The sequence below is a fragment of the Paraburkholderia sacchari genome, from assembly GCF_000785435.2.
Taxonomy (GTDB): domain Bacteria; phylum Pseudomonadota; class Gammaproteobacteria; order Burkholderiales; family Burkholderiaceae; genus Paraburkholderia; species Paraburkholderia sacchari.
Map to the genome: position 1 here is coordinate 318,559 of NZ_JTDB02000002.1, position 23,421 is coordinate 341,979.

Annotated in this window: 21 protein-coding genes and 1 pseudogene; 8 read left to right on the forward strand and 14 right to left on the reverse strand. The window is 65.4% G+C overall.

Translation table 11 applies throughout. The features are described from left to right. Nucleotides 1-50 precede the first annotated feature (50 nt). The 3 genes from mreD to NH14_RS08225 all read right to left on the reverse strand — a co-directional run bounded on the left by mreD (nt 51) and on the right by NH14_RS08225 (nt 2,925). Nucleotides 51-563 carry a rod shape-determining protein MreD gene (gene mreD, locus NH14_RS08215; protein WP_035523390.1) on the reverse strand — a complete coding sequence of 171 codons (513 nt, stop codon included), beginning with the start codon at nt 561-563 and terminating at the stop codon, nt 51-53. Beyond that, entirely contained in the window at nt 563-1,675 is a 1,113-nt protein-coding gene (gene mreC / locus NH14_RS08220) for a rod shape-determining protein MreC (RefSeq protein WP_035523392.1), read from the reverse strand. Before mreC ends, mreD begins: the two co-directional genes overlap by 1 nt. Before the next feature lie 206 nt (nt 1,676-1,881). Next, nucleotides 1,882-2,925, reverse strand: coding sequence for a rod shape-determining protein (locus NH14_RS08225; RefSeq protein WP_004189550.1), 1,044 nt, complete (start codon nt 2,923-2,925; stop codon nt 1,882-1,884). A gap of 381 nt (nt 2,926-3,306) precedes the next feature. On the opposite strand from NH14_RS08225, the gene gatC reads away from it, so the two are divergent. The 5 genes and pseudogenes from gatC (at nt 3,307) to NH14_RS08250 (ending at nt 8,642) form a co-directional block, all read left to right on the forward strand. Continuing rightward, entirely contained in the window at nt 3,307-3,606 is a 300-nt protein-coding gene (gatC, locus tag NH14_RS08230) for an Asp-tRNA(Asn)/Glu-tRNA(Gln) amidotransferase subunit GatC (RefSeq protein ID WP_035523395.1), read from the forward strand. Between the two features lie 164 nt (nt 3,607-3,770). Then, nucleotides 3,771-5,270: pseudogene (gatA, locus tag NH14_RS08235) on the forward strand (Asp-tRNA(Asn)/Glu-tRNA(Gln) amidotransferase subunit GatA); the annotation flags it as partial. An 86-nt stretch (nt 5,271-5,356) separates the two neighbouring features. After that, complete coding sequence (gene gatB, locus NH14_RS08240) at nt 5,357-6,832, forward strand: Asp-tRNA(Asn)/Glu-tRNA(Gln) amidotransferase subunit GatB (protein WP_035523400.1); 1,476 nt, start codon at nt 5,357-5,359, stop codon at nt 6,830-6,832. A 115-nt stretch (nt 6,833-6,947) separates the two neighbouring features. Next, nucleotides 6,948-7,784 (forward strand): PPK2 family polyphosphate kinase, encoded by an 837-nt coding sequence (locus tag NH14_RS08245; RefSeq protein WP_035523401.1) that lies wholly within the window; start codon nt 6,948-6,950, stop codon nt 7,782-7,784. Between the two features lie 75 nt (nt 7,785-7,859). Then, a complete protein-coding gene (locus tag NH14_RS08250) occupies nt 7,860-8,642 on the forward strand; it encodes an exodeoxyribonuclease III (RefSeq protein ID WP_035523404.1) in 783 nt (260 codons plus the stop codon). A 51-nt stretch (nt 8,643-8,693) separates the two neighbouring features. On the opposite strand, the gene NH14_RS08255 is transcribed toward NH14_RS08250, so the two are convergent. From NH14_RS08255 to argB, 8 genes are all read right to left on the reverse strand, one after another. Next, a complete protein-coding gene (locus NH14_RS08255; protein WP_244143433.1) occupies nt 8,694-9,872 on the reverse strand; it encodes a M48 family metallopeptidase in 1,179 nt (392 codons plus the stop codon). Then, complete coding sequence (locus NH14_RS08260) at nt 9,869-11,248, reverse strand: AmpG family muropeptide MFS transporter (RefSeq protein ID WP_035523946.1); 1,380 nt, start codon at nt 11,246-11,248, stop codon at nt 9,869-9,871. Before NH14_RS08260 ends, NH14_RS08255 begins: the two co-directional genes overlap by 4 nt. 207 nt (nt 11,249-11,455) lie before the next feature. Next, on the reverse strand, nt 11,456-12,064 hold the full coding sequence (gene metW, locus NH14_RS08265; protein ID WP_035523406.1) for a methionine biosynthesis protein MetW: 609 nt from the start codon (nt 12,062-12,064) through the stop codon (nt 11,456-11,458). Then, nucleotides 12,061-13,206, reverse strand: coding sequence for a homoserine O-succinyltransferase MetX (gene metX / locus NH14_RS08270; protein WP_035523410.1), 1,146 nt, complete (start codon nt 13,204-13,206; stop codon nt 12,061-12,063). The genes metW and metX overlap by 4 nt, the downstream gene beginning before the upstream one ends. Before the next feature lie 273 nt (nt 13,207-13,479). After that, entirely contained in the window at nt 13,480-14,061 is a 582-nt protein-coding gene (locus tag NH14_RS08275) for an HdeD family acid-resistance protein (protein WP_035523413.1), read from the reverse strand. A 47-nt stretch (nt 14,062-14,108) separates the two neighbouring features. Next, nucleotides 14,109-14,798 (reverse strand): nucleoid occlusion factor SlmA, encoded by a 690-nt coding sequence (gene slmA / locus NH14_RS08280; protein WP_035523416.1) that lies wholly within the window; start codon nt 14,796-14,798, stop codon nt 14,109-14,111. Between the two features lie 76 nt (nt 14,799-14,874). Next, a complete protein-coding gene (locus tag NH14_RS08285; RefSeq protein WP_084225220.1) occupies nt 14,875-15,663 on the reverse strand; it encodes a pyrimidine 5'-nucleotidase in 789 nt (262 codons plus the stop codon). Between the two features lie 84 nt (nt 15,664-15,747). Then, nucleotides 15,748-16,647, reverse strand: coding sequence for an acetylglutamate kinase (argB, locus tag NH14_RS08290; protein WP_035523419.1), 900 nt, complete (start codon nt 16,645-16,647; stop codon nt 15,748-15,750). 303 nt (nt 16,648-16,950) lie between these two features. Here argB and NH14_RS08295 point away from each other — a divergent pair, with 303 nt between their 5' ends. After that, complete coding sequence (locus tag NH14_RS08295) at nt 16,951-17,181, forward strand: cysteine-rich CWC family protein (RefSeq protein WP_084225170.1); 231 nt, start codon at nt 16,951-16,953, stop codon at nt 17,179-17,181. Nucleotides 17,182-17,237: 56 nt separating this feature from the next. Here the strand turns inward: NH14_RS08295 and NH14_RS08300 are convergent, their stop codons facing one another. Next, nucleotides 17,238-18,908, reverse strand: coding sequence for a tetratricopeptide repeat protein (locus tag NH14_RS08300; protein ID WP_052147866.1), 1,671 nt, complete (start codon nt 18,906-18,908; stop codon nt 17,238-17,240). Nucleotides 18,909-19,026: 118 nt separating this feature from the next. Here NH14_RS08300 and NH14_RS08305 point away from each other — a divergent pair, with 118 nt between their 5' ends. Both NH14_RS08305 and NH14_RS08310 read left to right on the forward strand, forming a co-directional pair. Beyond that, nucleotides 19,027-20,463 carry an ATP-binding protein gene (locus tag NH14_RS08305; protein WP_052147867.1) on the forward strand — a complete coding sequence of 479 codons (1,437 nt, stop codon included), beginning with the start codon at nt 19,027-19,029 and terminating at the stop codon, nt 20,461-20,463. A 17-nt stretch (nt 20,464-20,480) separates the two neighbouring features. After that, nucleotides 20,481-21,023: a response regulator transcription factor gene (locus NH14_RS08310; RefSeq protein ID WP_035523420.1), complete on the forward strand. Its 543-nt coding sequence runs from the start codon at nt 20,481-20,483 to the stop codon at nt 21,021-21,023. 145 nt (nt 21,024-21,168) lie between these two features. On the opposite strand, the gene hslU is transcribed toward NH14_RS08310, so the two are convergent. Next, nucleotides 21,169-22,521 carry an ATP-dependent protease ATPase subunit HslU gene (hslU, locus tag NH14_RS08315; RefSeq protein WP_035523421.1) on the reverse strand — a complete coding sequence of 451 codons (1,353 nt, stop codon included), beginning with the start codon at nt 22,519-22,521 and terminating at the stop codon, nt 21,169-21,171. 28 nt (nt 22,522-22,549) lie between these two features. Continuing rightward, nucleotides 22,550-23,086, reverse strand: a complete 537-nt coding sequence (hslV, locus tag NH14_RS08320; RefSeq protein ID WP_035523422.1) for an ATP-dependent protease subunit HslV — start codon at nt 23,084-23,086, stop codon at nt 22,550-22,552. Between the last annotated feature and the right edge of the window lie 335 nt (nt 23,087-23,421).

Here is a 23,421-nt window from a genome sequence, read left to right on the forward strand (position 1 = left end):
AGGGTGGGTCATCGATTGCGTCTTTCAACTCTGAGCGGCGCGCACGCCGCTCAGATGGGCCGGGTGTCGTCTGGGTCGATGGGGCGGCGCTGCGGCAGCAGCAGCACGATGCTCGCGAGCGGCCAGAGCGCAGCCTCCACGAAGCCGCTGACCAGATAGCCCCAGCCGGGGAACGGCGCGCCCATCAGGAGGCGCACCAGGAACGGCACGATCTGCGCGCCGACGAGCATCGGCGTGACGGCGAACATCTGCACGCCGAGCGACATCCAGAGCACGCGGCGGTGAATCGTGATCGCGCCATAGGAGAGCAGCGTGTAGGCGAGCGCGTGCTCGCCCAGCAGGTTCGCGTTGTGCACGTCCATCAGCAGGCCGAGGCAGAACGCGATGCCCATGCCGACCTTGCGCGGCTGGTGAATGTTCCAGAACAGCAGCACGAGCGCGACGAAGTCTGGAATGCCCGGCAGCTTGCCCCAGGGCAGCAGGTTCAGCAGGAACGCGGCCGCGAGGCTGAACGCGATGAAATACGGATTGACCGGCTGCAGGATGTATTGCGGACGCGTCATCAATGTCCCCCTTGCGGCTTCGCGGGCGCGGTGGCAGGTGCCTTCGCCGCGGCGCTCGCATGTCCCGCCGCCTGGGTCTTCGCCTCGGGCGCCGCAGCATTGGCCGGCGCGCCGGTGGGTGCGCTGGTGGGTGCGCCGGTGGGTGCATTAGCGGCGGGCTTCGATTTGTCCTCGGCCTTCTTGTCCACAGCCTTCGACTTTTTCTTCTTCGCGTCCTTGGCCTCGGCGGCGGCAGCGGCGGAAGCGGCTTCGGCGGCCTCGACCGGATTCGGCGGCACTTGCGCCACGAAATGCAGCACCAGCACCTCGCGCGCGCCCCGAACCGCCGCGAGCGGCACGCAGATCACGCGCGCAAATGCCGTGTCGGCCTGCTTGTCGATGCGCAGCACCTTCGCGACCGGCAGCCCTTGCGGATACACGCCGTCGAGACCGCTCGTCACAAGTTCGTCGCCCACTTGCACGTCGGCGCTGATCGGCACGAAGCGAAGGTCGAGCAGGTCGCCCTTGGCCGTGCCGTAGATCACGCTGCGCAGACCGGTGCGCACGATCTCGACCGGCACCGCCTGGTCCTTGTCGGTCACGAGCGTGACTTCGGACTGCATCGGGAATACGCGCGTGACCTGGCCGATCACGCCGTCTTCGCTCACCACGGGCGCGCCGTTCTGCACGCCCTGCTGCGTGCCGCCACCGATCACGACCTTCTGCGTGAACGGGTCGCGCGTGTCGTACTGGATTTCGGCGGGCGTGGTCCGCGCGCCGATGCGCTGCGAAAGCTGCAGCAGCGCGCGCAGATGCGCGTTTTCGGCGGCGAGCGTAGCCGCGTCGTTGGCTTGCTGCGAAAGTTGGAGATTGCGCGCGTGCAGTTTGGCGTTGTCCTGGCGCAACGCGGCGCTCGTCACGGCGAGGTCGGCCGCGCCCATGAAGAGGTCGCGCGGCACGAGGGCCGCGCGTTGCAGCGGGTAAAGACCTGCGCCGAGCACTCCGCGTACGACTTCGAGGGTCTTGAAGCGGGCGTCGGAGATCAGCAGCGCAAGCGACAGAACGACGAAGAAGATTAGCCGTGCGAGTGCCGAGGGGCCTTGCTTGAATAAAGGCGGCGGACTGTATTCCATGGTCGGCGCCGGGCGCGTATGCGGTTCGGTGAAACTAACGGTGAGACGTGAAATGCAACAGCGGCGCCATTCTGGGCGCCGCGTTGCGAACGGTGCGGCGGCATGCGCGCCGCCGCCGCCAAGTGTGCTGCAATTGCGCCGCCTTTGCGTGAACAGTGCACTTCAACAATGCAACGTTCACGCAAAGGCGGCGCTGCACGGCGCACTTACTCGTACGAGAAGATGCTGCCGAGCTTGTCCATGCGCTCGAGCGCCATGCCCGAGCCGCGCACCACGCACGTGAGCGGATCTTCGGCCACCAGCACCGGCAGGCCGGTTTCCTCGGCGAGCAGACGGTCGAGGTCACGCAGCAGCGCGCCGCCGCCCGTGAGCATCATGCCGCGCTCGGCGATGTCTGCGCCCAGTTCCGGAGGCGTTTGCTCGAGCGCGATCTTCACCGAAGAGACGATCTGGTTCAGCGGGTCGGTGAGCGCTTCGAGGATTTCGTTGCTCGAAATGGTGAAGCTGCGCGGAATGCCTTCCGACAGGTTGCGGCCCTTCACTTCCATTTCCTTGACTTCGGAACCCGGGAACGCCGAGCCGATTTCCTTCTTGATGGCTTCGGCGGTTTGCTCGCCGATCAGCATGCCGTAGTTGCGGCGGATGTAGTTGACGATGGCTTCGTCGAACTTGTCGCCGCCCACGCGCACCGAGCCCTTGTACACGATGCCGCCGAGCGAGATCACGCCCACTTCGGTCGTGCCGCCGCCGATGTCGACGACCATCGAGCCGGTGGCTTCCGAAACCGGCAGGCCCGCGCCGATGGCGGCGGCCATCGGTTCTTCAATGAGATAGACCTGCGAGGCGCCGGCGCCGTGCGCGGCTTCCTTGATCGCGCGGCGCTCGACCTGGGTGGAGCCGCACGGCACGCAAATGATGATGCGCGGCGACGGCGAGAACATGCGCGATTCGTGCGCCGTCTTGATGAACTGCTTGATCATTTGTTCCGTGACGGTGAAGTCGGCGATCACGCCGTCCTTCATCGGGCGGATGGCCTCGATGTTGCCCGGCACCTTGCCAAGCATCTGCTTGGCTTCCTTGCCGACCGCCTGGATCGTCTTCTTGCCGTTGGGGCCGCCTTCCTGGCGAATGGACACGACCGAGGGTTCGTCGAGGACGATGCCCTTGCCGCGCATGTAGATCAGGGTGTTGGCGGTACCGAGGTCGATCGCGAGATCGTTGGAGAAATAGCTACGCAGAAAACCGAACATTCAAAAATCCTGTCTCGCTTGTGGCCGACCTTGGGACGAGCGGGTCACGGGGCGGCAGCGGAAAAAATAACAGCCTCAGGACGGGCGGAAAGCGCCGCCGCGAGGAGCCTGAAACTGCGGGAATGGTTACCGGAGTTGGCCACGCTGGGCGCCGCCTGAGCGCTCATTGCAGCGATCAGGGATGAAAGGCGGGCGCAAGGCGGTCCGGGTTTGAGTCGAACGCGTAATGATACCTTATAATTTTGCCTGTTTTGCAGGATCCGAAGGGCAGTTTTTGACTTCATCGAAGCTTTTCTCTACCCCCGGATCCGGAGCGATAAACCGCTGTTGCAGCACTGATTTTTCCGCACTGCCTCAGCCTCTTTTTTTTCCGGTGACCGCATGGCCCTGACCCTGACCGATGTGAAGCGCATCGCGCATCTTGCGCGCCTCGAACTGGCCGAAGCCGAGGCCGGCAATACGCTCGAGCGCCTGAATAACTTCTTCGGGCTCGTCGAGCAGATGCAGGCCGTGGACACCACGGGCATCGCGCCGCTCGCGCATCCGATCGAGCAGATCGAAGACGTCGCGCTGCGACTGCGCGAGGACGCGGTAACCGAAACCGTGGACCGCGACGCCTATCAGCGTCCCGCGCCCGCGGTACAGGACGGACTTTACCTCGTGCCGCGCGTGATTGAGTAAACACGCGCTCATTTCCCGTCATTTTCGATGAAGTTCGAGTTAGATAACCTCAACTTCACGAATGCGGAAACCCGAATCCGGTGCGGCCCGCACGCTCGTGCGAGGCGCTCCCGGCGGCGCGAAACGTTGTGGACGCGCCGTTACGTTCTTCCAGGAATCACGCAATGCATGACAAAAGTTTGACCGAATTGCGCGCCGCGCTGGCCGCAAAGGCATGCTCCGCCGTCGAACTGGCTCAGCATTTTTTGAGCCGAATTGATGCGAATCAAGATCTGAACGCCTTCGTCGACGTCAATCCCGAGCTCACGCTCGCGCAGGCCAAGGCCGCCGACGCGCGCATCGCGGACGGCAACGCAGGCCCGCTAACCGGCATTCCGCTCGCGCACAAGGACGTGTTCGTCACGCGCGGCTGGCGCTCGACCGCCGGCTCGAAGATGCTCGCCAACTACGTGAGCCCGTTCGACGCAACCGTCGTGACGCGTCTCGAGCGCGCCGGCATGGTCTGCGTCGGCAAGACCAACATGGACGAATTCGCGATGGGCTCGTCCAACGAGAACTCGCATTTCGGCGCCGTGAAGAATCCGTGGGACAAGCAGGCCGTGCCGGGCGGCTCGTCGGGCGGCTCGGCGGCTGCCGTGGCCGCGCGCCTCGCCGTGGCGGCCACCGGCACCGACACGGGCGGCTCGATCCGTCAGCCCGCGTCGTTCTCGGGCATCACGGGCATCAAGCCCACCTATGGCCGCGTGTCGCGCTACGGCATGATCGCGTTCGCCTCGTCGCTGGACCAGGGCGGTCCGATGGCGCACAGCGCCGCCGACTGCGCGCTGCTGCTCAACGCGATGGCGGGCTTCGACGAGCGCGACTCCACGAGCCTCCAGCGCGACGACGAAGACTTCACGCGCTATCTCGGCCAGACGTGGAGCGCCGGCGCAAACTCCGGTGCAAGCGCGGACAAGCCGCTCGCGGGCCTGCGCATCGGCCTGCCGAAGGAATACTTCGGCGCGGGCCTTGCCGACGACGTTCGCGCCGCCATCGACGCCGCGCTCAAGGTCTATGAATCGCTCGGCGCCACGCTCGTGGAAGTCACGCTGCCGAAGACCGAGCTCTCGATTCCCGTTTATTACGTGATCGCCCCGGCGGAAGCCTCGTCGAACCTTTCGCGCTTCGACGGCGTGCGCTTTGGCCATCGCGCGGCCGAGTACACCGACCTGCTCGACATGTACAAGAAGTCGCGCGCCGAAGGCTTCGGTCACGAGGTGAAGCGCCGCATTCTGGTTGGCACCTACGTGCTTTCGCACGGCTACTACGACGCGTACTATCTCCAGGCGCAGAAGATCCGGCGCATCATCGCGCAGGACTTTCAGGAAGCGTTCAAGCAGTGCGACGTCATCATGGGGCCGGTCGCACCTAGCGTGGCGTGGGATCTCGGCGCGAAGGGCGACGATCCGCTGCAGATGTATCTCGCGGACATCTACACGCTCTCCACGAGCCTCGCGGGCCTGCCCGGCATGAGCGTGCCGTGCGGCTTCGGCGCGGGTGCGAACGCGCAGCGTCCGGTCGGTCTGCAGATCGTCGGCAACTATTTCAACGAGGCCCGCATGCTGCAGGTCGCCGACGCTTTCCAGCGCGCGACCGAATGGCATCGCAAGGCGCCGGCAGGGGTGTCGAATGAGCCCCCACACTCACTTCGTTCGTTGCCCCCCGGGGGGGCGCATGCCTCCCTTGAGGCGGCTCGGCGGGAGGCATGAACATGGCAACACAATGGGAAGTGGTGATCGGTCTCGAGACGCACGCGCAATTGTCGACGGCGTCGAAGATCTTCTCGGGCGCATCGACGCAGTTCGGCGCCGCGCCCAATACGCAGGCCTGCCCCGTCGATCTCGCGCTGCCGGGCGTGCTGCCGGTGATGAACCGCGGCGCGGTCGAGCGCGCGATCCGTTTCGGCCTCGCGATCAACGCGACAGTTGCGCCGCGCAGCATCTTCGCGCGCAAGAACTACTTCTACCCGGACCTGCCGAAGGGCTATCAGATCAGCCAGTACGAGATTCCGGTCGTGCAGGGCGGGCAGATCACGATCCAGGTGCCCGCCAACGAAAAGGCCGGCAAGCAAGCGTACGAGAAGACCATCAATCTCACGCGCGCGCACCTCGAAGAAGATGCGGGCAAGTCGCTGCACGAAGACTTCGCGGGCATGACGGGCATCGACCTGAACCGCGCCGGCACGCCGCTGCTCGAAATCGTTACCGAACCTGAAATGCGCAGCGCCGCCGAAGCGGTGGCGTATGCGAAGTCGCTGCACACGCTCGTCGTGTGGCTCGGCATTTGCGACGGCAACATGCAGGAAGGATCGTTCCGCTGCGACGCGAACGTCTCCGTGCGCCCGGTCGGTCAGAAGGAGTTCGGCACGCGCGCCGAGATCAAGAACCTGAACTCGTTCCGCTTCCTCGAAGAAGCGATCCAGTACGAAGTGCGCCGCCAGATCGAGCTGATCGAAGACGGCGGCACCGTGGTGCAGGAAACGCGTCTGTACGACCCGGACAAGCGCGAGACGCGCTCGATGCGCAGCAAGGAAGACGCGCACGACTACCGCTATTTCCCCGACCCCGACCTCATGCCGCTCGTAATCGACGCGGCGTGGGTCGAGCGCGTGAAGGGCGAAATGCCCGAGCTGCCCGCCACGATGCAAACGCGCTTCGTCGAGCAGTACGGCGTGACGCCGTACGATGCGAACGTGCTCACGTCGAGCAAGGCGATGGCTGCGTACTTCGAAGCGGTCGTGGCGAAGGCCGGCGCCGCCCAGGCGAAGGCCGCCGCGAACTGGTTGATGGGCGAAGTGTCCTCGCAGCTGAACCGCGAAGGGCTCGACATCGACGCTTCGCCGGTCTCGGCCGCGCAGTTCGCGCTGCTGATCCAGCGTATCGCCGACGGCACGATCTCGAACAAGATCGCCAAGGAGGTGTTCCAGGCGATGTGGGACGAGAAGGCCGCGGACGAAGCCGCCGTGGACCGCATCATCGAAGCGAAGGGCCTCAAGCAGATTTCGGACACCGGCGCGCTCGAAGCGATCATCGACGAGGTGCTGGCGGCGAACCAGAAGTCGGTCGAGGAATTCCGCGCCGGCAAGGAAAAGGCGTTCAACGCGCTGATTGGCCAGGCAATGAAGGCCACCAAGGGCAAGGCCAATCCGCAGCAAGTCAACGAACTGCTGAAGAAGAAGCTGGGCTGATCGAGCCGGGCTGGCGTTCGGTTGACGCAAGTCGTTGTAGGGCGGCGTCGCGCGCATGGCGTGCGGTGCCGCCTTGCCGTTTCAGGGCCAGGAACAACCAGGAGGAGTGCAGCGCATGGCGAAGTCCCCGAGTCTCGACGATTACCGGGTGCCGTATTTCGGCGACAAGAAGTCGGAGAAGTTCGTGCCCGAGTCGATCGACCCGGCCGCAAAGCCGTTTTCGACCGGCAGCAAGGACGGCGACCGCGAGCGCCTCGCGGAAATCGGCGGGCTGCTCGACGAGCAGCAGGAGCGCCTGCATGCGCAGCGTCACCATCGCGTGCTGCTCGTGCTCCAGGGCATGGACACGAGCGGCAAGGACGGCACCGTGCGCGGCGTGTTCCACGAAGTCGATCCGCTCGGGCTGCGCATCGTGCCGTTTCGCGCGCCCACGCCTATCGAGTCGGCGCACGACTTCCTCTGGCGCGTGCATATGCAGGTGCCCGCCGCCGGCGAGCTGGCCGTCTTCAACCGCAGCCACTACGAAGACGTGCTTGTACCTCGCGTGACGGGCCAGATCGATCAACAGGAGTGCGAACGCCGCTACCGGCAGATCCGCGACTTCGAGGCCATGCTCGTGGAGAACGGCACGACCATCATCAAGTGCTGGCTGCATATTTCGAAAGACGAGCAGCGCCGCCGCATCCAGGCTCGCATCGACGACCCTACCAAGCACTGGAAATTCGATCTTTCCGATATCGAGGCGCGCAAGCACTGGGACGCCTACCAGGCGGCGTATCGCGACACGCTCGCGGCCACGTCGACGGAAGTCGCACCGTGGTACGTGATTCCCGCCGATTCGAAGTCGCATCGCAATGTGATGGTGGCCGAGTTGCTGCTGCGTCTGATGGACGGACTGAAGCTCGAGTTTCCGCCGGCCAAGGCCGAGCTCGCGGGCGTGAAGGTCGAGTGACGCTTGCGGAGCGAACCCGGGGCGGCTTCAATGCGCGCCCATCCCTCAACCCGCGCAATCAAAAGGACTTAAGACATGCTGCGTGTGATCACCGCGAACCTCAATGGCATCCGCTCCGCGGCGAAGAAGGGTTTCTTCGAATGGTTCGGCGAGCAGAACGCCGACGTGCTCTGCGTGCAGGAAATCAAGTGCTCGCAGGACGACATGACACCCGAATTCATGGCGCCGCACGATTTCAAGGGCTATTTCCAGCACGCCGTGAAGAAGGGCTATAGCGGCGCGGGCGTCTATACGCGCCACGAACCCGACGACGTGATCATCGGCTTCGGCAGCGAGGAGTTCGACACGGAAGGCCGTTACGTCGAGACGCGCTTCGGCAAGCTCTCGGTGATTTCGGTGTACGTGCCGTCGGGTTCGAGCGGCGAGGAACGCCAGCAGGCGAAGTACCGCTTCATGGACGCGTTCCTGCCGCATCTCGAAGCGCTCAAGCGCGAGCGCGAGGTGATCCTGTGCGGCGACGTCAATATCGTCCACAAGGAAATCGACATCAAGAACTGGAAGGGCAACCAGAAGAACTCGGGCTGCCTGCCCGAAGAGCGCGCGTGGCTCACGAAGCTCTTCGACGACGTGGGTTACATCGATGTGTTCCGCACGCTTGATCCGCGCCCCGAGCAGTACACGTGGTGGAGCAACCGCGGCCAGGCCTACGCGAAGAACGTGGGTTGGCGTATCGACTACGAGATCGCAACACCGGGCATTGCGGCGACAGCGAAGCACACGTCCATCTTCAAGGACATCAAGTTCAGCGACCATGCGCCGCTGACCGTCGATTACGACTACAAGATCAAGAAGCGCTGAGCGCGCGTCGGGCGGCGGGGGCTTAGGTCACGTGAGTCGCTTCAAGCGCTTTCAAGGCACAGCGGCAGCCGCCGCTGCTGAAACCTTCGAGCGCTTCGGCACCGGAATGCCCTGATAGTCGGGCAAGCTGGCCAGCGGCTTGCCGATGGCCTTTGCGTAGAGCGGCATCATGTCGGCGAGACGCTTGGCGATGTCCGCGCGCCGCGCCGGCGGATACGGATGCACGTAGATGAAGCCCTGGTCGCGTTCGGCGCGCGTGGCCGTGGCGAGCTTGTCCCAGGCCGTGAGCGCCGCGCGCGGATCGAAGCCCGCGCGCGCGGCGATGTCGCTGCCGATCACGTCGGCTTCGGTTTCGTCGTCGCGGCCATAGTGCATCTCCACGAGGCGCGAGCCGATGCCGAGCGGGAACATGCCGAGATCCGCGAGCCCGAACAGTTGCGGCACCACGCCCGCTTCGATCTGCGCGGCCTGCTGCTCGCCGAGGCGCTCGCGCACATGCTCGCGCACCGCATGCGCGATCTCGTGGCCGAGCAGCATGCCGAGTTCGTTGTCGTTGAGCTTCACGCGGTCGAGTACGCCGCCATACACCACGATCTTGCCGCCCGGCAGACAGTACATGCGGATGTCCGGCGAGCGGATCACCGCCACTTCCCACTTCCAGCTTTTCACGCGATCGCTCCATTTGAGCGCGTAGGGCGCGAGCCGGTCGACGAGCTGGCGCACGCGCTGAACGTGCGGATCGGAGTCGGGGTAGAGCAGTTTCGAATGTGCTGCGCCGCGCACGATTTCGGTGTATTCGGCGGCGGCCTGCGCTTCGAGCATCGGCGACGGAATCAGGTTGCGAAACGCCGCGATGTTGCCGAAACGCACGACGCGGCCCGTGTTCGGTCCGCCGGACGTGGCGTTGGCGGACGCAGAGCCACTGCCGGCCTGCGCCTGCGCTGGCTGCGCATTGGCGCCGGATGCAGTCGCGGCGGTGCCGATGGCCTCGGCCGCGCTCGCGAGCGCGGCCGGCGTGGAGGAGGAATTGGCCGGGCCGCTCATCGATGTGCTCGCGGATCCATTCCCACCCGAACTTGCGGCAGCGGCCTCGGCGGCGTCGGCAAAACCGGCATGCGTGACGCCCCACACGGGCAGCGCGGCGGCGAGCGCCAGCGCGAGCGTGCTGCTCCACCCCGAACGGTGATGCGTCGGGTGGCGGGCGGGCACGGCTTGCTGGCGGGACTTCACTTCCGGATTCTCCACGGGGCGATACGAATGAGCAGCAGCATACCCGGTACCGCGAGCACCGTGCAGACGATGAAGTAATCGAACCAGCCGATCTTCGCGACCACATAGCCGCTGGCCGCGGACGCGAGCGTGCGCGGCACCGAGGCGAGGCTCGTGAACAGCGCGAATTGCGTCGCGGTATAGCGCGGATCGGTGGTGCTGGCGATATACGCAGTGAACGCGGCGAGCGTGAGGCCGGTCGCGAACGTCTCGAGACCGTAGACGATTGCGAGCGCGGCGGCGCGCGGGTCCAGCGCGAGCTGCGCGTGCAGGCCGACGGCGCTGGCGAGTTGCGCGACGCCATGGCTCACCGACACGATGGCGTCATAGATGAGCGCGAGCGTGGGGGAACCCGGGCCGAGTTGCGCGAGCCAGGCGAAGCCGAGCGTCGAGACCATCTGCAGGAAGCCGAAGATCCACAGGCCGCGTCCGATACCGATCTTCACGAGCGCCACGCCGCCGATGATGCCGCCCGCGAGACTCGCGCCGAACGCGGTCATCTTGGCGATCACGCCGATCTCGGTGCGCGAATAGCCGATATCGAGGAAGAACGACGTCGAAAGCGTCGTGGCCATGGTGTCGCCGAGCTTGTACAGGAAGATGAACGCGAGCACGAAGAGCGCGGCGGCCCAGCCGTCGCGATGCACGAATTCGGCGAACGGCTGCACGATCGCCTCGCGCAGATTCTTCGGCGGCGCGCCGTGCACCTCGGGCTCGCTCACCACGAGCGACATGATCATGCCGGGGATCATGAACGCCGCCGTCACGACGAACACGGTGCTCCACGGCAGATGGTCGGAGAGGATCAGCGCGAGCGATCCCGGCACGAGCGCCGCGATCTTGTACGCGTTCACGTGCACGGCGTTGCCGAGACCCTGCTCGGTGTCCTTGAGCAGCTCGCGCCGGTAGGCGTCGATGGCGATGTCCTGGCTCGCGCCGAAGAACGCCACGAGCGCCGTGAGCGCGGCCACGGTCCAGATCGACTCTTTCGGGGACACGAAGCCGAGCGTGGCGATCGCGCCCGCCACCAGCAATTGCGTGACGAGCATCCAGCCGCGCCTGCGCCCCGGACGCCAGCCCGGCACACGCGGCACGTAGCGGTCCATGAGCGGCGCCCAGACGAACTTCCACGTATAGGGGAACTGGATCAGCGCGAAAAGGCCGATTTCCTTCAGATTGACGCCTTCGGAGCGCAGCCACGCCTGCACGAGATAGACGAGCGTGAACAGCGGCAACCCCGAGGTGAAGCCGAGAAACACGCAGATCAGCATGTGCGTGTTCAGGTACGCGCGCCAGCCGGGGTGTTCTTCGTGTGCGTCCAGATTATGTGACGTCAGGGTCGTATCGTCTGCTTCGGACGCCTGGGACGCTTGGGACGCTTGGGACGTCTGGGAGGTTTGAGTCGTGGCCTCTTGGGGCGGATTCTGCATGGGTCCGGGTGTCGGCGGAGTGTCGTCGGAGGGCGGCGGCGCGGTGACCAGCCTGGTTTCCAGGTCTGTGATCCGTGAAGGCCGCGCGACGCCGCTGCCGGTGTCACCGCTACTTCACGCTTTCTTCACGCGATAGACCGCAAGACTACCACGCCAGTTCACGCCCCATCGAACGTGCTGGCCTCCGTGCAGCACGGCGCGGTCGAGAATCTCGATGCCGACCTCGGGCGCGAGCGCCTCGAAGTCCTTCACCGTGAGCACGCGTACGTTCGGCGTGTTGTGCCACTGGTAAGGCAGCGACTTCGAAACTGGCATGCGCCCGTTCAGCACCGAAAGGCGATGCGGCCAGTAGCCGAAGTTCGGGAACGACACGATGCACTCCTTGCCCACGCGCGCCGTCTCGCGCAGGATCGCGGCGGTCTGGTGAATGGTCTGCAAGGTTTGCGAGAGGATCGCGAAGTCGAAGCTCGCATCTTCGAAGAGGCGCAGGCCGTCCTCGAGATTCTGCTGGATCACGTTGATGCCGTTGCTCACCGAGGCGAGCACGCCCGCGTCGTTGAGCTCGATGCCGTAACCGGTGCATTCGAGCTCTTCGCAGAGCAGCGAAAGCAGCGCGCCGTCGCCGCAGCCGAGGTCGAGCACGGTCGAGCGCGGTTCGACCCAGCGCGCGATCGTGCGAAAGTCGGGACGGGCGGAAAGACTGTCGAATGCGCTCTGGTTCATGCGCCCACCTCGTTGGCAATGCGTTCGTAATAAGCGCGCATGACGCCGTGATAGCGCGCGTCGTCGAGCAGGAAGGCGTCGTGGCCGTGCGGCGCGTCGATCTCGGCGTAGGTCACCTGGCGCTTGTGGTTGAGCAGCGCCTTCACCAGTTCGCGCGAGCGCGCGGGCGCGAAGCGCCAGTCAGTGGAAAAGCTCGCCACGAGATACTTCGCCTTGGTGTGCGCGAGCGCGCGCGTGAGATCGCCGTCGAAGTCCTTAGCGGGATCGAAGTAGTCGAGCGCGCGCGTGATCAGCAGGTAGGTGTTGGCGTCGAAGTAATCGGCGAACTTGTCGCCCTGATAGCGCAGGTACGACTCCACCTCGAACTCCACGTCGAAGTTGAAGTTGTAGTCGTTCACGGCGCCCTCGGCGCGGCGCAGCGCGCGGCCGAATTTCGCGGCCATGTCGTCGTCCGAGAGATAGGTGATGTGGCCGATCATGCGCGCCACGCGCAGGCCGCGCCTGGGCTTCACGTTGTGCGCGTAGTAGTCGCCGCCGTGGAAGTCGGGGTCCGAGAGGATCGAAGAGCGCGCCACTTCGTTGAACGCGATGTTCTGCGCCGAAAGCTTGGGCGTGGAGGCGACCACGATGCAATGCGCGAGACGATCCGGATAGCGCAGGCTCCATGCGAGCGCCTGCATGCCGCCGAGACTGCCGCCCATCACGGCGGCAAATTTTTCGATGCCGAAGCGGTCGGCCACGCGCGCCTGGGCGTCCACCCAGTCTTCCACCGTGACCACCGGAAAGCGCGCGCCCCACGGCTTGCCCGTGGCGGGGTCGATGCTCATCGGGCCGGTCGAGCCGAAGCACGAGCCCAGGTTGTTCACGCCAATCACGAAGAAGCGGTTGGTGTCGAGCGGCTTGCCCGGGCCGACCATGTTGTCCCACCAGCCGACGTCTTTGGGGTTGTTCGCGTAGACGCCCGCGACGTGATGCGACGCGTTGAGCGCGTGACAGACGAGCACCGCATTGCTGCGCGCGGCGTTGAGCGTGCCGTAGGTCTCGACCACGAGGTCGTACCCGGCGAGCGCCGTGCCGTTCTGCAGTTGCAGGGGCTCGTCGAAATGCAGTGTTTGAGGAGCGACGATGCCGATCGATTCCATTCGTTCCGCCTGGGTTTCTGGGCGGCTAAACGGTGTCGGCGGGCGCGGAGTGCTAAGGGAGTGGCGCAGCTGACGACCTCTTTAGCCGCATTTATATCGAACCTCGGGCCGATGCCTGAAGTTCACGCGCCCGCAATCGAGTCAGCAAATCGGCGCGTGGGTGATGCACAACGAACGCAAAGTATAACGGAAAACGCCTGGGCACAATGACGCGGACGAACCGGCGCTACCGCAGCAGTTGCCGCGGCCCGCCCGCGCGCAAGTCTCGCTTGCTCAGACGCCGCGCGGATGGGCGTTGTGCCAGCGCCGCAAGTGGAGCGACGCGACGATCATCAAGATGCCGTAAAGGATCGCGAAGCTGGCGATTAGCCAGATCAGCGAGAGTGCGCCCGCGCCCGGGTACATGACGACAAAAATGCCCAGCGCTACGGAGAGCAACCCCGAGAGGCCGACCACCCACGGGTGCGCAATCGCATGCCGGTACTGGATGGCGTAGACGATCTCGAAGAAGCCCACCGCGAGCGCCCAGAACCCGATGATCATCACGAGAATGATGGCGGTCTCGCCAGGCCAGAAGAATGCCACGAGCCCCGCGAGCACGCCGATCACGCCCACGAATACATACGACCAGCGCCGCGCGCCGCCGCCGCGCGCGCCGTAGAGCAGCGCGAAGGCGCCGTCGACGATCGCGTAGGCGCCCCAGACGAGGGCGAGCGTGAGCACGGTAAGTCCGGGCCAGGCGTACGCGAGCACGCCGAACAGGATGGCGGCGATGCCGCGTGCGAGCAGCCAGCCCCAATGGGCGGAAAGGCCAGCGAGAATGGGCAGGGCGGCGGGGGGAGTCGGTCGGTTCATGCGTGTTTTCCTTGTCGGCCAGACCCCGCCTCGTGGGCATAGTCCGGCTATTGAAGAATCACGCGAATCTGCTCGTCGGCATGCTCGCCGGGGGAGCGCTGGAAGCCGCTTTGCGCGTAACGGTGCCAGCTGCCGATAACGTAGCGAAGGAGGAGATTGGCGCGAACAGCGGGATCGTAACTGGTTTTCGAAACGCGCCCGTCGACCGTGCCGCCTTCGGCTTGCACTTGCTCGGCAAGGCTTACACGCAGGCACTGGCGCAGCGTGGCCTCGATGCGGTCGAGCATCTGGTTCATGCGCTCGGCGAGGCGTTCATGCTCGCCCACGAGCGCTTCGCAGGTCAGCACGCGCGTCATGCCGGCGTTCTTCGCCGAGAATTGAAGCAGCATCAAGGCGATCGCGCGCGCCTGCAGCGCCCCGCTCGGCTCCTTCGCGACGATCTGGTTGATGAGCTGGAACAGCGTCTGCTCGATGAAGTCGATGAGGCCTTCGAACATCTGGGCCTTGCTCGCGAAATGTCGATAGAGCGCGGCTTCGGAGACGTTCAGGCGCGCGGCCAGCGCGGCGGTGGTGATCTTCTCGCCGCGCGGCGCTTCGAGCATCGACGCGAGCGTCTGGAGAATGTGCACGCGGCGCTCGCCCGGCTTCGGACGGCTGCCGCGCCGAGGCGCGGCGTCTGGAGATTCGGCTGCTGCGCTTGCCGCCACGGCGGCGTCACGCGTTTCGGTCGGCTGCATGAAGGTCGCCCCCTGAGTGCGGCCTGCGGGCTGCGAATGCGCCCGGCCGCTTGAGTCCTGCCGTTGGTCCTGCCGCTTATTGTCGCCTGCTGCGCAATGCCCCGCTGCGCAGACCGCGCCCGAGCGATTTTAGCGAACGAACGCAATGATCGACATAGTGGGGCCGCCCGCCGCTCGCCACGTGTGCGGGCAGATGCCCCGTGATCCAGACCGTGCGGATGCCGAGGCGCCGGTAGCGCTTCAGATGCCCGCGCGTGTCCTCGACGAGGATCGCGTCTGCGAACGCGACGCGCGCATCGCGCAGTGTCTTGCGCAGCATGGCGTGGTCGGGCTTGGCGCGCCAGCGTTCGCGCGTGCGCATGTGCTCGATCGCCACGACGCGCTCGAACAGCCGTTCGATGCCGAGCGCCGCGAGCACGGCATGCGCGTAGTCGGTGGGGCCGTTGGTCAGCACGATCTTGCGCCCGGGCAGCGCCGCGAGCATGCGCGCGAGGCCGCGCTCGGCGCGCAGCATCGCGGGCAGGTCGTCGAAGGTGTGCACGACTTTCAGGAAGTCGTGCGGATCGATCGGATGATGGCGCGTGAGGCCCAGCAGCGTCGCGCCATAGCGGCGCGTGTAGCTCGTGCGCAGATGGTTCGCGACGTCGTGGCTCACGCCGAGCGCGTCGATGATGTACTGCGTCATGCCGCGGTTGATGGCCGGGAAGATCGCGTGCGAGGCGCAGTGCAGCGTATTGTCGAGGTCGAAGAGCCAGACGGGGGCGCCGTAGCTCGGGCCGCGATCGGCGGGGGCGCGGTCGCTGGCGCTCGAGGCGCGTTGCCCGGCACGCAACGGCCGGCGGCGAGGCGGGCGAGAGACGTTCATCATGCGAGAGCTGGCGTTGCGCGGACGCCGCGCGGGGAGAGGGGGCGCCGCCGCGGAATCGTCCGCGCGGCGCCCGAAGCCGATTTAGTGCGAGCGGATCATCGTGCCGAACGGCTGCTCGGTCAGGATTTCGAGCAGCACCGAGTGTTCGATGCGGCCGTCGATGATGTGCACCGAGCGCACGCCGCTCTTGGCCGCGTCGAGCGCCGACGAGATCTTCGGCAGCATGCCGCCCGAGATCGTGCCGTCTTCGAAGAGCGCGTCGATCTCGCGCGCCGAAAGGTCGGTGAGCAGAGTGCCCGCCTTGTCCATCACGCCGGGGATGTTGGTCATCATCACGAGCTTCTCGGCGTTGAGCACGACCGCGAGCTTGCCCGCCACCAGATCGGCGTTGATGTTGTACGAGAGGCCGTCCTCGCCGAAGCCGATCGGCGAGATCACCGGAATGAACGCGTCGTCCTGGAGCGCCTTCACGACGGCCGGGTTGATCGCATCGACTTCGCCCACCTGGCCGATGTCGATGTACTGACCCGGGTTGTCGCGGTCCGGCATCATCAGCTTGCGCGCGTGGATCAGGCCGCCGTCCTTGCCGGTCAGGCCGACCGCGTGGCCGCCGAAGTGATTGATGAGCGTGACGATGTCCTGCTGCACCTCGCCGCCGAGCACCCACTCGACGACTTCCATGGTTTCTTCATCGGTGACGCGCATGCCCTGGATGAACGTGCCTTGCTTGCCGATCTTCTTGAGCGCCGTGTCGATCTGCGGGCCGCCGCCGTGCACGATGACCGGATTGATGCCCACGAGCTTGAGCAGGATCACGTCGCGAGCGAAGCCCTGCTTGAGCCGCTCTTCGGTCATGGCATTGCCGCCGTACTTGATCACGACGGTCTTGCCGTGATACTGGCGGATGTAAGGCAGTGCTTCGGCCAGGATTTCGGCTTTCAGGGTGGGCGCGATCTGCGAGAGGTCGATGGGCTCGGACATGGCGGCGGGACTGGACAGGAAAACGGAGCGGAAAACGGCTGAAAATAGGCGCGCTCGCGAAAGCGCGGTTTAAACAGGCCGAATTGTACAGGACTGGCGCGGTGCAACAGGGTTTTCGGCACGGAGCCGGACGAGCGTGCAACAAGGTGGCGCCAAGGCGCGCGGTTGCGCGCAACTGAAGCGAATTTCGCGTGATCGCTCGCTATTTTCACTAAAATGCGATGAGTGAGCCACAGGCGCCTGCGCCGTCCTGTGGCATCATTTTCCCATCACCGAATCCGGCCTCGCCAGGAGCGCGCCGCCATGACCGCCCCCGCAAGACCCGCCCACGCCGTGAAGAGTGCGCGCTGCCCGCGTTGCGGCAGCGCCTTCGATTGCGGCAGGCATACCGAACCGTTTGATTGCTGGTGCAAGACGCTGCCCGCCGTGCCGGTTAGCCAGCTCGACCCGCGCGGGCGCTGCCTGTGTCCCGAGTGTCTGGCCGCTGCGGTTGCCGCGGGAGCCGCGGGCGGGGGCACTGGCGAGAGCCGTTGAACTGTTGAACCGCCGCGCCGCTCAATGCGTCGTTTAACGCGCCGTTTAATAGGTCGTCATCGTGCCTGCTTCGCCCGATGCTCGCTGGCGAGTTTCGCGAGGTCGGTGCTCACCTCGTCCAGAACGGGTTCCCACTCGCGGAAGCGCTTTTGCCGATACAGCGTCGTATACGGATACCACGCGCTGTCGTGCCGCTCCATTCCCCAGACCCAGTGCGGGTTCACATCCAGCAGCACCCACGTGCGCCGACCCAGCGCGCCCGACAGATGCGCGCTCGACGTGCAGACCGAGATCACGAGATCGAGCGAGTCGACGAACGCGGCGGTGTCGTCGAAGGTGCGCCATTCGGCGCTGAAGTCGGCGATCTCGAAGCCAGCCGCGCGCGCAGCCTCGACCTCGGCGCCCGCGCCTGGCTGCAGTGAATAGAACGCCGCATCGGCGATGTCAGCGAAGTGCGCCGCAAAGCGCTCGAGCCCAACGCGCCGGAACGGATTGCGTTTGTGCGTGAGGCTGCCTGTCCACGCGAGCCCGACCTTCAGGCGCCGCTCGCCCGCGAGCCGCTCGCGCCAGCGCCCCGCTGCGGCGGGGTCCGGCGCGAGGTAGCGCGCGGGGCCGGGGATCGTGTCCTCGCGTGTGCCGAAAATCAATGGCAGGCTCAGCAGTGACACTTCGCAGTCGTAGGGCGGCAACGCCGCGACGCCGCCGCCCGCGCAGTAAAGATCGCAATGCCCGCCCAGGCTGCGTGAGAGCAGCGTGCCCATCTCCGGAAACGAATTCCAGACCAGCCGGCCGCCTTCGCGATGCACGCGCTCGGCGAGCATCGGCACATAGCGGCAGAACTGCAGCAGGTCGCCTTTGCCCTGTTCGCCCCACACCAGCAGCGTGCGGCCGGCTAGCGGCTCGCCTCGCCATTCAGGTTTGGGGAAAACCGGCCGGCCGCTGGCCAGCTCGCTCGCCCCTTGCCAGCGCACCTCGTGCCCGCGCCAGCCTTCGGCAAAGTTGCCGCGCATGAGCTGGATCATCGACAGGTTCAGGCGCATCGATGCGTCGTTCGGCGCATACTGGCAAGCGTTGCGCGCGGCCAGTTCGGCTTCGTCCCATTGCTGGGCTTCCCTGCACGCCATCGCGTAATTGTTCGCGGCCAGCGCGCTATGCGGCGCGAGTGCGAGTGCGCGGCGAGCCGCTTCGAGCGGGCGCGCGATGTCGGTGTCGGTGGGCAGCACCCGGCTGAGGTTGATCCAGGCATTGGCGTCGTCCGTGTTCGCCGCAACGGATTCTTCGAGCAGGGCCAGGATTTCGTGGCTATTGGTATCGATATCGACTCGCACCAGGGCGCCAGCGAGATTGTTTCGCAAATTTGGAAACGTTCGCTGGATCGCGAGCGCATGGCGGTAAGGTGGCACCGCTTCGGCGTGGCGGTTGGCGAACTGCAGCGCGAGCCCTGCGGCGAACCATGCGGCGGCGCGCTGCGGTTCGAGTCTCGCGATCGCGGCGCTCAGGCGGACGGCCTCGCTGGCCAGCGCGGGCTCCCGGGCGTTGGTTGCGATGACCATCAGGGCATCGTCGTCGAGGCCGCGCAGCGAGGCACGCGTTTTCGCGAGCAGTTCACGGGCCGCTTCGGTTCCGCCATCGGTCGAAGCTTCGGCTGGATCAACCGTTGCAGCATCGACGAAATCGAGAAAGAGATCGCGCACGCGTGCAACCGTGCCCGGAAGGAGAGTTTGCATTTGATCAGGTCACACTGTCGGAAAATGTCGCATCGAATGTAGCTAGAAGATGACTTAGATTGAAGCAAACCTTTTGAAGATAATGAATCAGACGAGTCCGAACGGGTAAACTGGCACGATGCATCGCATAACCGTCAGTGCTAGCGTCAATCTCAGCCACTTGTTCTGGCTGCGCAGTCTCGCCATCATTGGCCAGCTCTGCACGATCGCCTTCGTGCAATTCTTTTTTGGCGTGACGTTGCCGCTGCCCGCGATGCTGTTCGTGATCGCCATGGAAGTGGCGTTCAACGGCGTGACCTGGCTGCGTGTCACGCAAGACCGTCCCGAGTCCAATCTCGAATTGTTCGGCCAGATCTGGGTCGACCTGGGCGCGCTCTCCGCGCTGCTGTTCCTTTCGGGCGGCACGACCAATCCGTTTGTTTCGCTTTATCTGCCCTCGCTCGCCATCGCGGCAGCCGTGCTGCCGTGGTATCTCACCGCGTGGCTCGCGTGCTTCGCAGTGGCTTGCTACGTACTGCTCGGTTTCGACAACGTCCCGCTCAATCTGGACAATCCCGCGAATCTCTTCGATTACTACCGCGGGGGCATGTGGGTGAACTTCATGGTGAGCGTGGCGCTCATCGTGTGGTTCGTCGCGCGCATGTCGCGCGCGCTGCGTCAGCGCGAAGCCGCGCTCGCCGACGCGCAGCAGCGCCTCTTGCGCGACGAACGCGCGGTCGCGCTCGGCGTGCAGGCGGCCACCGTCGCGCACGAGATCGGGACGCCGCTTTCGAGCATCGCAATGCTTACCGAAGAACTGCGTGACATCGCCCGCACCGACAAAGGCCTCCAGCCGTATGGCGCCGACCTCGAACTGCTCGACAAGCAGATCACGCTGTGCACCTCGGCGCTCGCGCGCCTGCGCAGCCGTGCGTCGTCGGCAGGCAGCCGCCAGGCCGTGAGCGAATGGCTCGGGCCGTTCGTCGAGCAATGGCGGCTGCGCCATCCGCACGTAAAGTTCGAACTCCTTGGCAATGCGCCTGCGGAACTGTGTCTCGACGACCCCGTTGCGGTCGGCCAGATCCTCACGATCCTGCTCGACAACGCCGCGCGCGCGAGCCGAGATTTCGTCACGTTGCGCGCGTATCCGGCCACGCGCGCCGGCTACATCGATTTCGAAGTTTGCGATGCGGGGCCCGGCATCCCGGTGGCGCTGCGCGCGTCGCTGGGCGCGGCGCCCGTGGAAAGCACGCAAGGCGGTCACGGCGTGGGGCTGTATCTCGCGTTTTCGTCGGCGGCGCGGCTGGGCGGTTCGATCGATCTCGGCGATGCGAGCGCTGTTGCCGCCGGGAAAGACGCCGCGCCAGACGCCGGGCAGCCTCACGCTGGCGCGCGGGAATTGCCGGGAACGGGCCAGGCCGCTGCGCGCCCGCGCAAATGGCACGGCACGCGTGCGGTGCTGCATGTGCCGGCGAGGACCGAGTCCCGGGCGGGCGCAGCGACTGGCGCAGGCGCAGCGGCGCAGAGTTCGGAAATTGGACGAGGCGAAGGGCCAGGCCGGCCCGACGCCGCCTGATAACACGGAGAAGCAGTATGAGCGAAATGAATTTCCTGGTGATCGACGACGACGAAGTGTTTTCCGACATCCTGACGCGCGGCCTCACACGACGCGGCTACCAGGTGCAGCAGGCGCACAATGCCGAAGAAGCGATTCGTTTCGCGAATCAGCAGAAGTTCTCGCAGATTACCGTCGACCTGCATCTCGGCAACGACTCGGGCCTTTCGCTGATCGCGCCGTTGCGCAATCTGCAGCCCGATGCGCGCATGCTCGTGCTCACGGGTTACGCGAGCATCGCGACGGCGGTGCAAGCCGTGAAGGATGGCGCGGACAACTATCTCGCCAAGCCCGCGAACGTGGAAATGATCCTCACCGCGCTGCAAGGCGACGCGAGCGCGTTGCAGGCCGAAGCGGCCATCGAGCATCCCGCGCCGCTATCGGTCGCGCGCCTCGAATGGGAGCACATCCAGCGCGTGCTGGCCGAACACGGCGGCAATATTTCGGCCACGGCGCGCGCGCTCAACATGCATCGGCGCACGCTGCAGCGCAAGCTCGCGAAGCGGCCGGTGCGCCAGTAACCGCAAAGAGGCGCGCAAGCCACACAAGCCGCGCGTAAAAGAAAAGGGGCTCCGCCAGTGTGCGGAGCCCCTTGTTCGTTGTGCGCCCGCACGCGCGGCGGGCTTCAATCGAGTTCGCGCGTTTTACCCGCGCGACGACCAACCATTACAGCACATAGCGCGAGAGATCCTCGTCCTGCGCGACTTCGCCGAGCGCCTTGTCGACATAGGCCGCGTCGATGACCACGCTCTGGCCCGCATGATTGCCGGCCGCGAACGACACGTCTTCGAGCAGCTTTTCGATGACCGTATAGAGACGGCGCGCGCCGATGTTCTCGGTCTTCTCGTTGACGGCGTAGGCGATTTCCGCGAGGCGGCGAATGCCGTCGTCGGCGAAATCGAGTTGCACGTCCTCGGTGGCGAGCAGCGCCTGATATTGCTTCACGAGGCTGGCGTCGGTGGCGACCAGAATGGCTTCGAAGTCCTTCACGGAGAGCGAATCGAGTTCGACGCGAATCGGAAAGCGCCCTTGCAGCTCGGGAATCAGATCGCTCGGCTTCGAGAGATGGAACGCGCCGCTCGCGATGAACAGGATGTGATCGGTCTTCACCATCCCGTACTTCGTGTTGATGGTCGTGCCTTCCACGAGCGGCAGCAGATCGCGCTGCACGCCCTGGCGCGAGACTTCGCCGCCGCTGCCTTCGTTGTTGCGCGAGGCGATCTTGTCGATTTCGTCGAGGAACACGATGCCGTTCTGCTCGACGTTCTGCACGGCCTTGGCCTTGACTTCTTCGTCGTTGAGCATCTTGGCCGCTTCTTCGTCGGTCAGGACCTTGAGCGCTTCCTTCACCTTGAGCTTGCGGCGCATTTTCTTGCCGCCGCCGAGATTGGCGAACATCGAGCGGATTTGCTCGGTCATGTCTTCCATGCCCGGCGGCCCCATGATGTCCATGCCCACTTGCGGCTGCTCGACGTCGAGCTCGATTTCCTTGTCGTCGAGCTGGCCTTCGCGCAGGCGCTTGCGGAAGGTCTGGCGCGTGGCGTTGTCGCCTTCGCCGTGGCTCACTTCCGTGGACGACGAAGAACCGAAGCCCACCGGTCGCGCGCTCGGCAGCAGGATGTCGAGGATGCGGTCTTCCGCCTGATCGGTGGCCTTGCTGCGCACCTTGCGCATTTCCGATTCGCGCGTCTGCTTCACCGAGATTTCGATGAGGTCGCGCACGATGCTGTCCACGTCGCGGCCCACGTAGCCCACTTCGGTGAACTTGGTCGCTTCGATCTTGATGAAGGGCGCGTCGGCGAGCTTGGCGAGACGCCGCGCGATTTCGGTCTTGCCGACGCCCGTCGGCCCGATCATGAGAATGTTTTTCGGCGTGATTTCCTGGCGCAGCGGGTCGGCCACCTGCTGGCGGCGCCAGCGGTTGCGCAGCGCGACGGCCACGGACTTCTTTGCATTCGTCTGGCCGATGATGTGCTTGTCGAGTTCCGAGACGATCTCGGCGGGGGTCATGGTGCTCATCCTGATTCCTTCTCGTCTGTCCGGCGGGTTACTCGATGGTTTCGATCACACGGTTGTGATTCGTATAGATGCACATGTCGCCCGCGATCTGGAGCGACTTTTCGACGATCTCGCGCGGCGAGAGTTCGGTGTTATCGACGAGCGCGCGGGCCGCGGCCTGCGCATACGCGCCGCCCGAGCCGATTGCGCAGATGCCTTCTTCGGGGTCGAGCACGTCGCCGTTGCCGGTGATGACGAGCGTGGTGGTGGCGTCGGCGGCGATCAGCATGGCTTCGAGGCGGCGCAGCATGCGGTCGGTGCGCCAATCTTTGGCGAGTTCGACGGCCGCGCGCGTGAGATTGCCCTGATGTTTTTCGAGCTTGGCTTCGAAGCGGTCGAGCAGGGAGAACGCATCGGCCGTGCCGCCCGCGAAGCCCACCATCACCTTGCCGCTGTAAATGCGCCGGACCTTCTTCGCACCACCCTTCATGACGATGTTGCCGAGAGTGACCTGGCCGTCGCCGCCGAGCGCGACCTTGTCGCCGCGCCGCACGGATACGATCGTCGTGCCGTGAAATTGCTCCATGTGCGTTCCTTTTTACCGTTGATGCCAGGCAGAGGCTGGAGCGACGCGGCCTTTGCAGCCGCGCCGCATTGTCGGATTCGGTACACGCCGCTCTTGTCGCGGGAGGAGCGCGAGCGGGCGTATCGGACAAAGTTTAGGGCGGCAGCGGGCAGTTCAAGGTCTCGCGGCGCAGAAATTGAGATATGCGCGAAATCAGGGTGGGACACGCGCGAGATCAGCGTGGGAGACGGTCGGGCGCGAACGCTTGTGCAAGGTCGAGCGCAGACAAGCGCAAATAAAAAAGCGCACGGGACTCCGTGCGCTTCGACAAGGAAGGCAGAAAACTCCGGCACCCG

What these genes read in the sequence shown, in the direction of transcription:
- mreD (WP_035523390.1), bottom strand. Translation starts at nt 563, where the DNA reads ATGACGCGTCCGCAATACATCCTGCAGCCGGTCAATCCGTATTTCATC.
- mreC (WP_035523392.1), bottom strand. Translation starts at nt 1,675, where the DNA reads ATGGAATACAGTCCGCCGCCTTTATTCAAGCAAGGCCCCTCGGCACTC.
- NH14_RS08225 (WP_004189550.1), bottom strand. Translation starts at nt 2,925, where the DNA reads ATGTTCGGTTTTCTGCGTAGCTATTTCTCCAACGATCTCGCGATCGAC.
- gatC (WP_035523395.1), top strand. Translation starts at nt 3,307, where the DNA reads ATGGCCCTGACCCTGACCGATGTGAAGCGCATCGCGCATCTTGCGCGC.
- gatB (WP_035523400.1), top strand. Translation starts at nt 5,357, where the DNA reads ATGGCAACACAATGGGAAGTGGTGATCGGTCTCGAGACGCACGCGCAA.
- NH14_RS08245 (WP_035523401.1), top strand. Translation starts at nt 6,948, where the DNA reads ATGGCGAAGTCCCCGAGTCTCGACGATTACCGGGTGCCGTATTTCGGC.
- NH14_RS08250 (WP_035523404.1), top strand. Translation starts at nt 7,860, where the DNA reads ATGCTGCGTGTGATCACCGCGAACCTCAATGGCATCCGCTCCGCGGCG.
- metW (WP_035523406.1), bottom strand. Translation starts at nt 12,064, where the DNA reads ATGAACCAGAGCGCATTCGACAGTCTTTCCGCCCGTCCCGACTTTCGC.
- metX (WP_035523410.1), bottom strand. Translation starts at nt 13,206, where the DNA reads ATGGAATCGATCGGCATCGTCGCTCCTCAAACACTGCATTTCGACGAG.
- NH14_RS08275 (WP_035523413.1), bottom strand. Translation starts at nt 14,061, where the DNA reads ATGAACCGACCGACTCCCCCCGCCGCCCTGCCCATTCTCGCTGGCCTT.
- slmA (WP_035523416.1), bottom strand. Translation starts at nt 14,798, where the DNA reads ATGCAGCCGACCGAAACGCGTGACGCCGCCGTGGCGGCAAGCGCAGCA.
- NH14_RS08285 (WP_084225220.1), bottom strand. Translation starts at nt 15,663, where the DNA reads ATGAACGTCTCTCGCCCGCCTCGCCGCCGGCCGTTGCGTGCCGGGCAA.
- argB (WP_035523419.1), bottom strand. Translation starts at nt 16,647, where the DNA reads ATGTCCGAGCCCATCGACCTCTCGCAGATCGCGCCCACCCTGAAAGCC.
- NH14_RS08295 (WP_084225170.1), top strand. Translation starts at nt 16,951, where the DNA reads ATGACCGCCCCCGCAAGACCCGCCCACGCCGTGAAGAGTGCGCGCTGC.
- NH14_RS08300 (WP_052147866.1), bottom strand. Translation starts at nt 18,908, where the DNA reads ATGCAAACTCTCCTTCCGGGCACGGTTGCACGCGTGCGCGATCTCTTT.
- NH14_RS08305 (WP_052147867.1), top strand. Translation starts at nt 19,027, where the DNA reads ATGCATCGCATAACCGTCAGTGCTAGCGTCAATCTCAGCCACTTGTTC.
- NH14_RS08310 (WP_035523420.1), top strand. Translation starts at nt 20,481, where the DNA reads ATGAGCGAAATGAATTTCCTGGTGATCGACGACGACGAAGTGTTTTCC.
- hslU (WP_035523421.1), bottom strand. Translation starts at nt 22,521, where the DNA reads ATGAGCACCATGACCCCCGCCGAGATCGTCTCGGAACTCGACAAGCAC.
- hslV (WP_035523422.1), bottom strand. Translation starts at nt 23,086, where the DNA reads ATGGAGCAATTTCACGGCACGACGATCGTATCCGTGCGGCGCGGCGAC.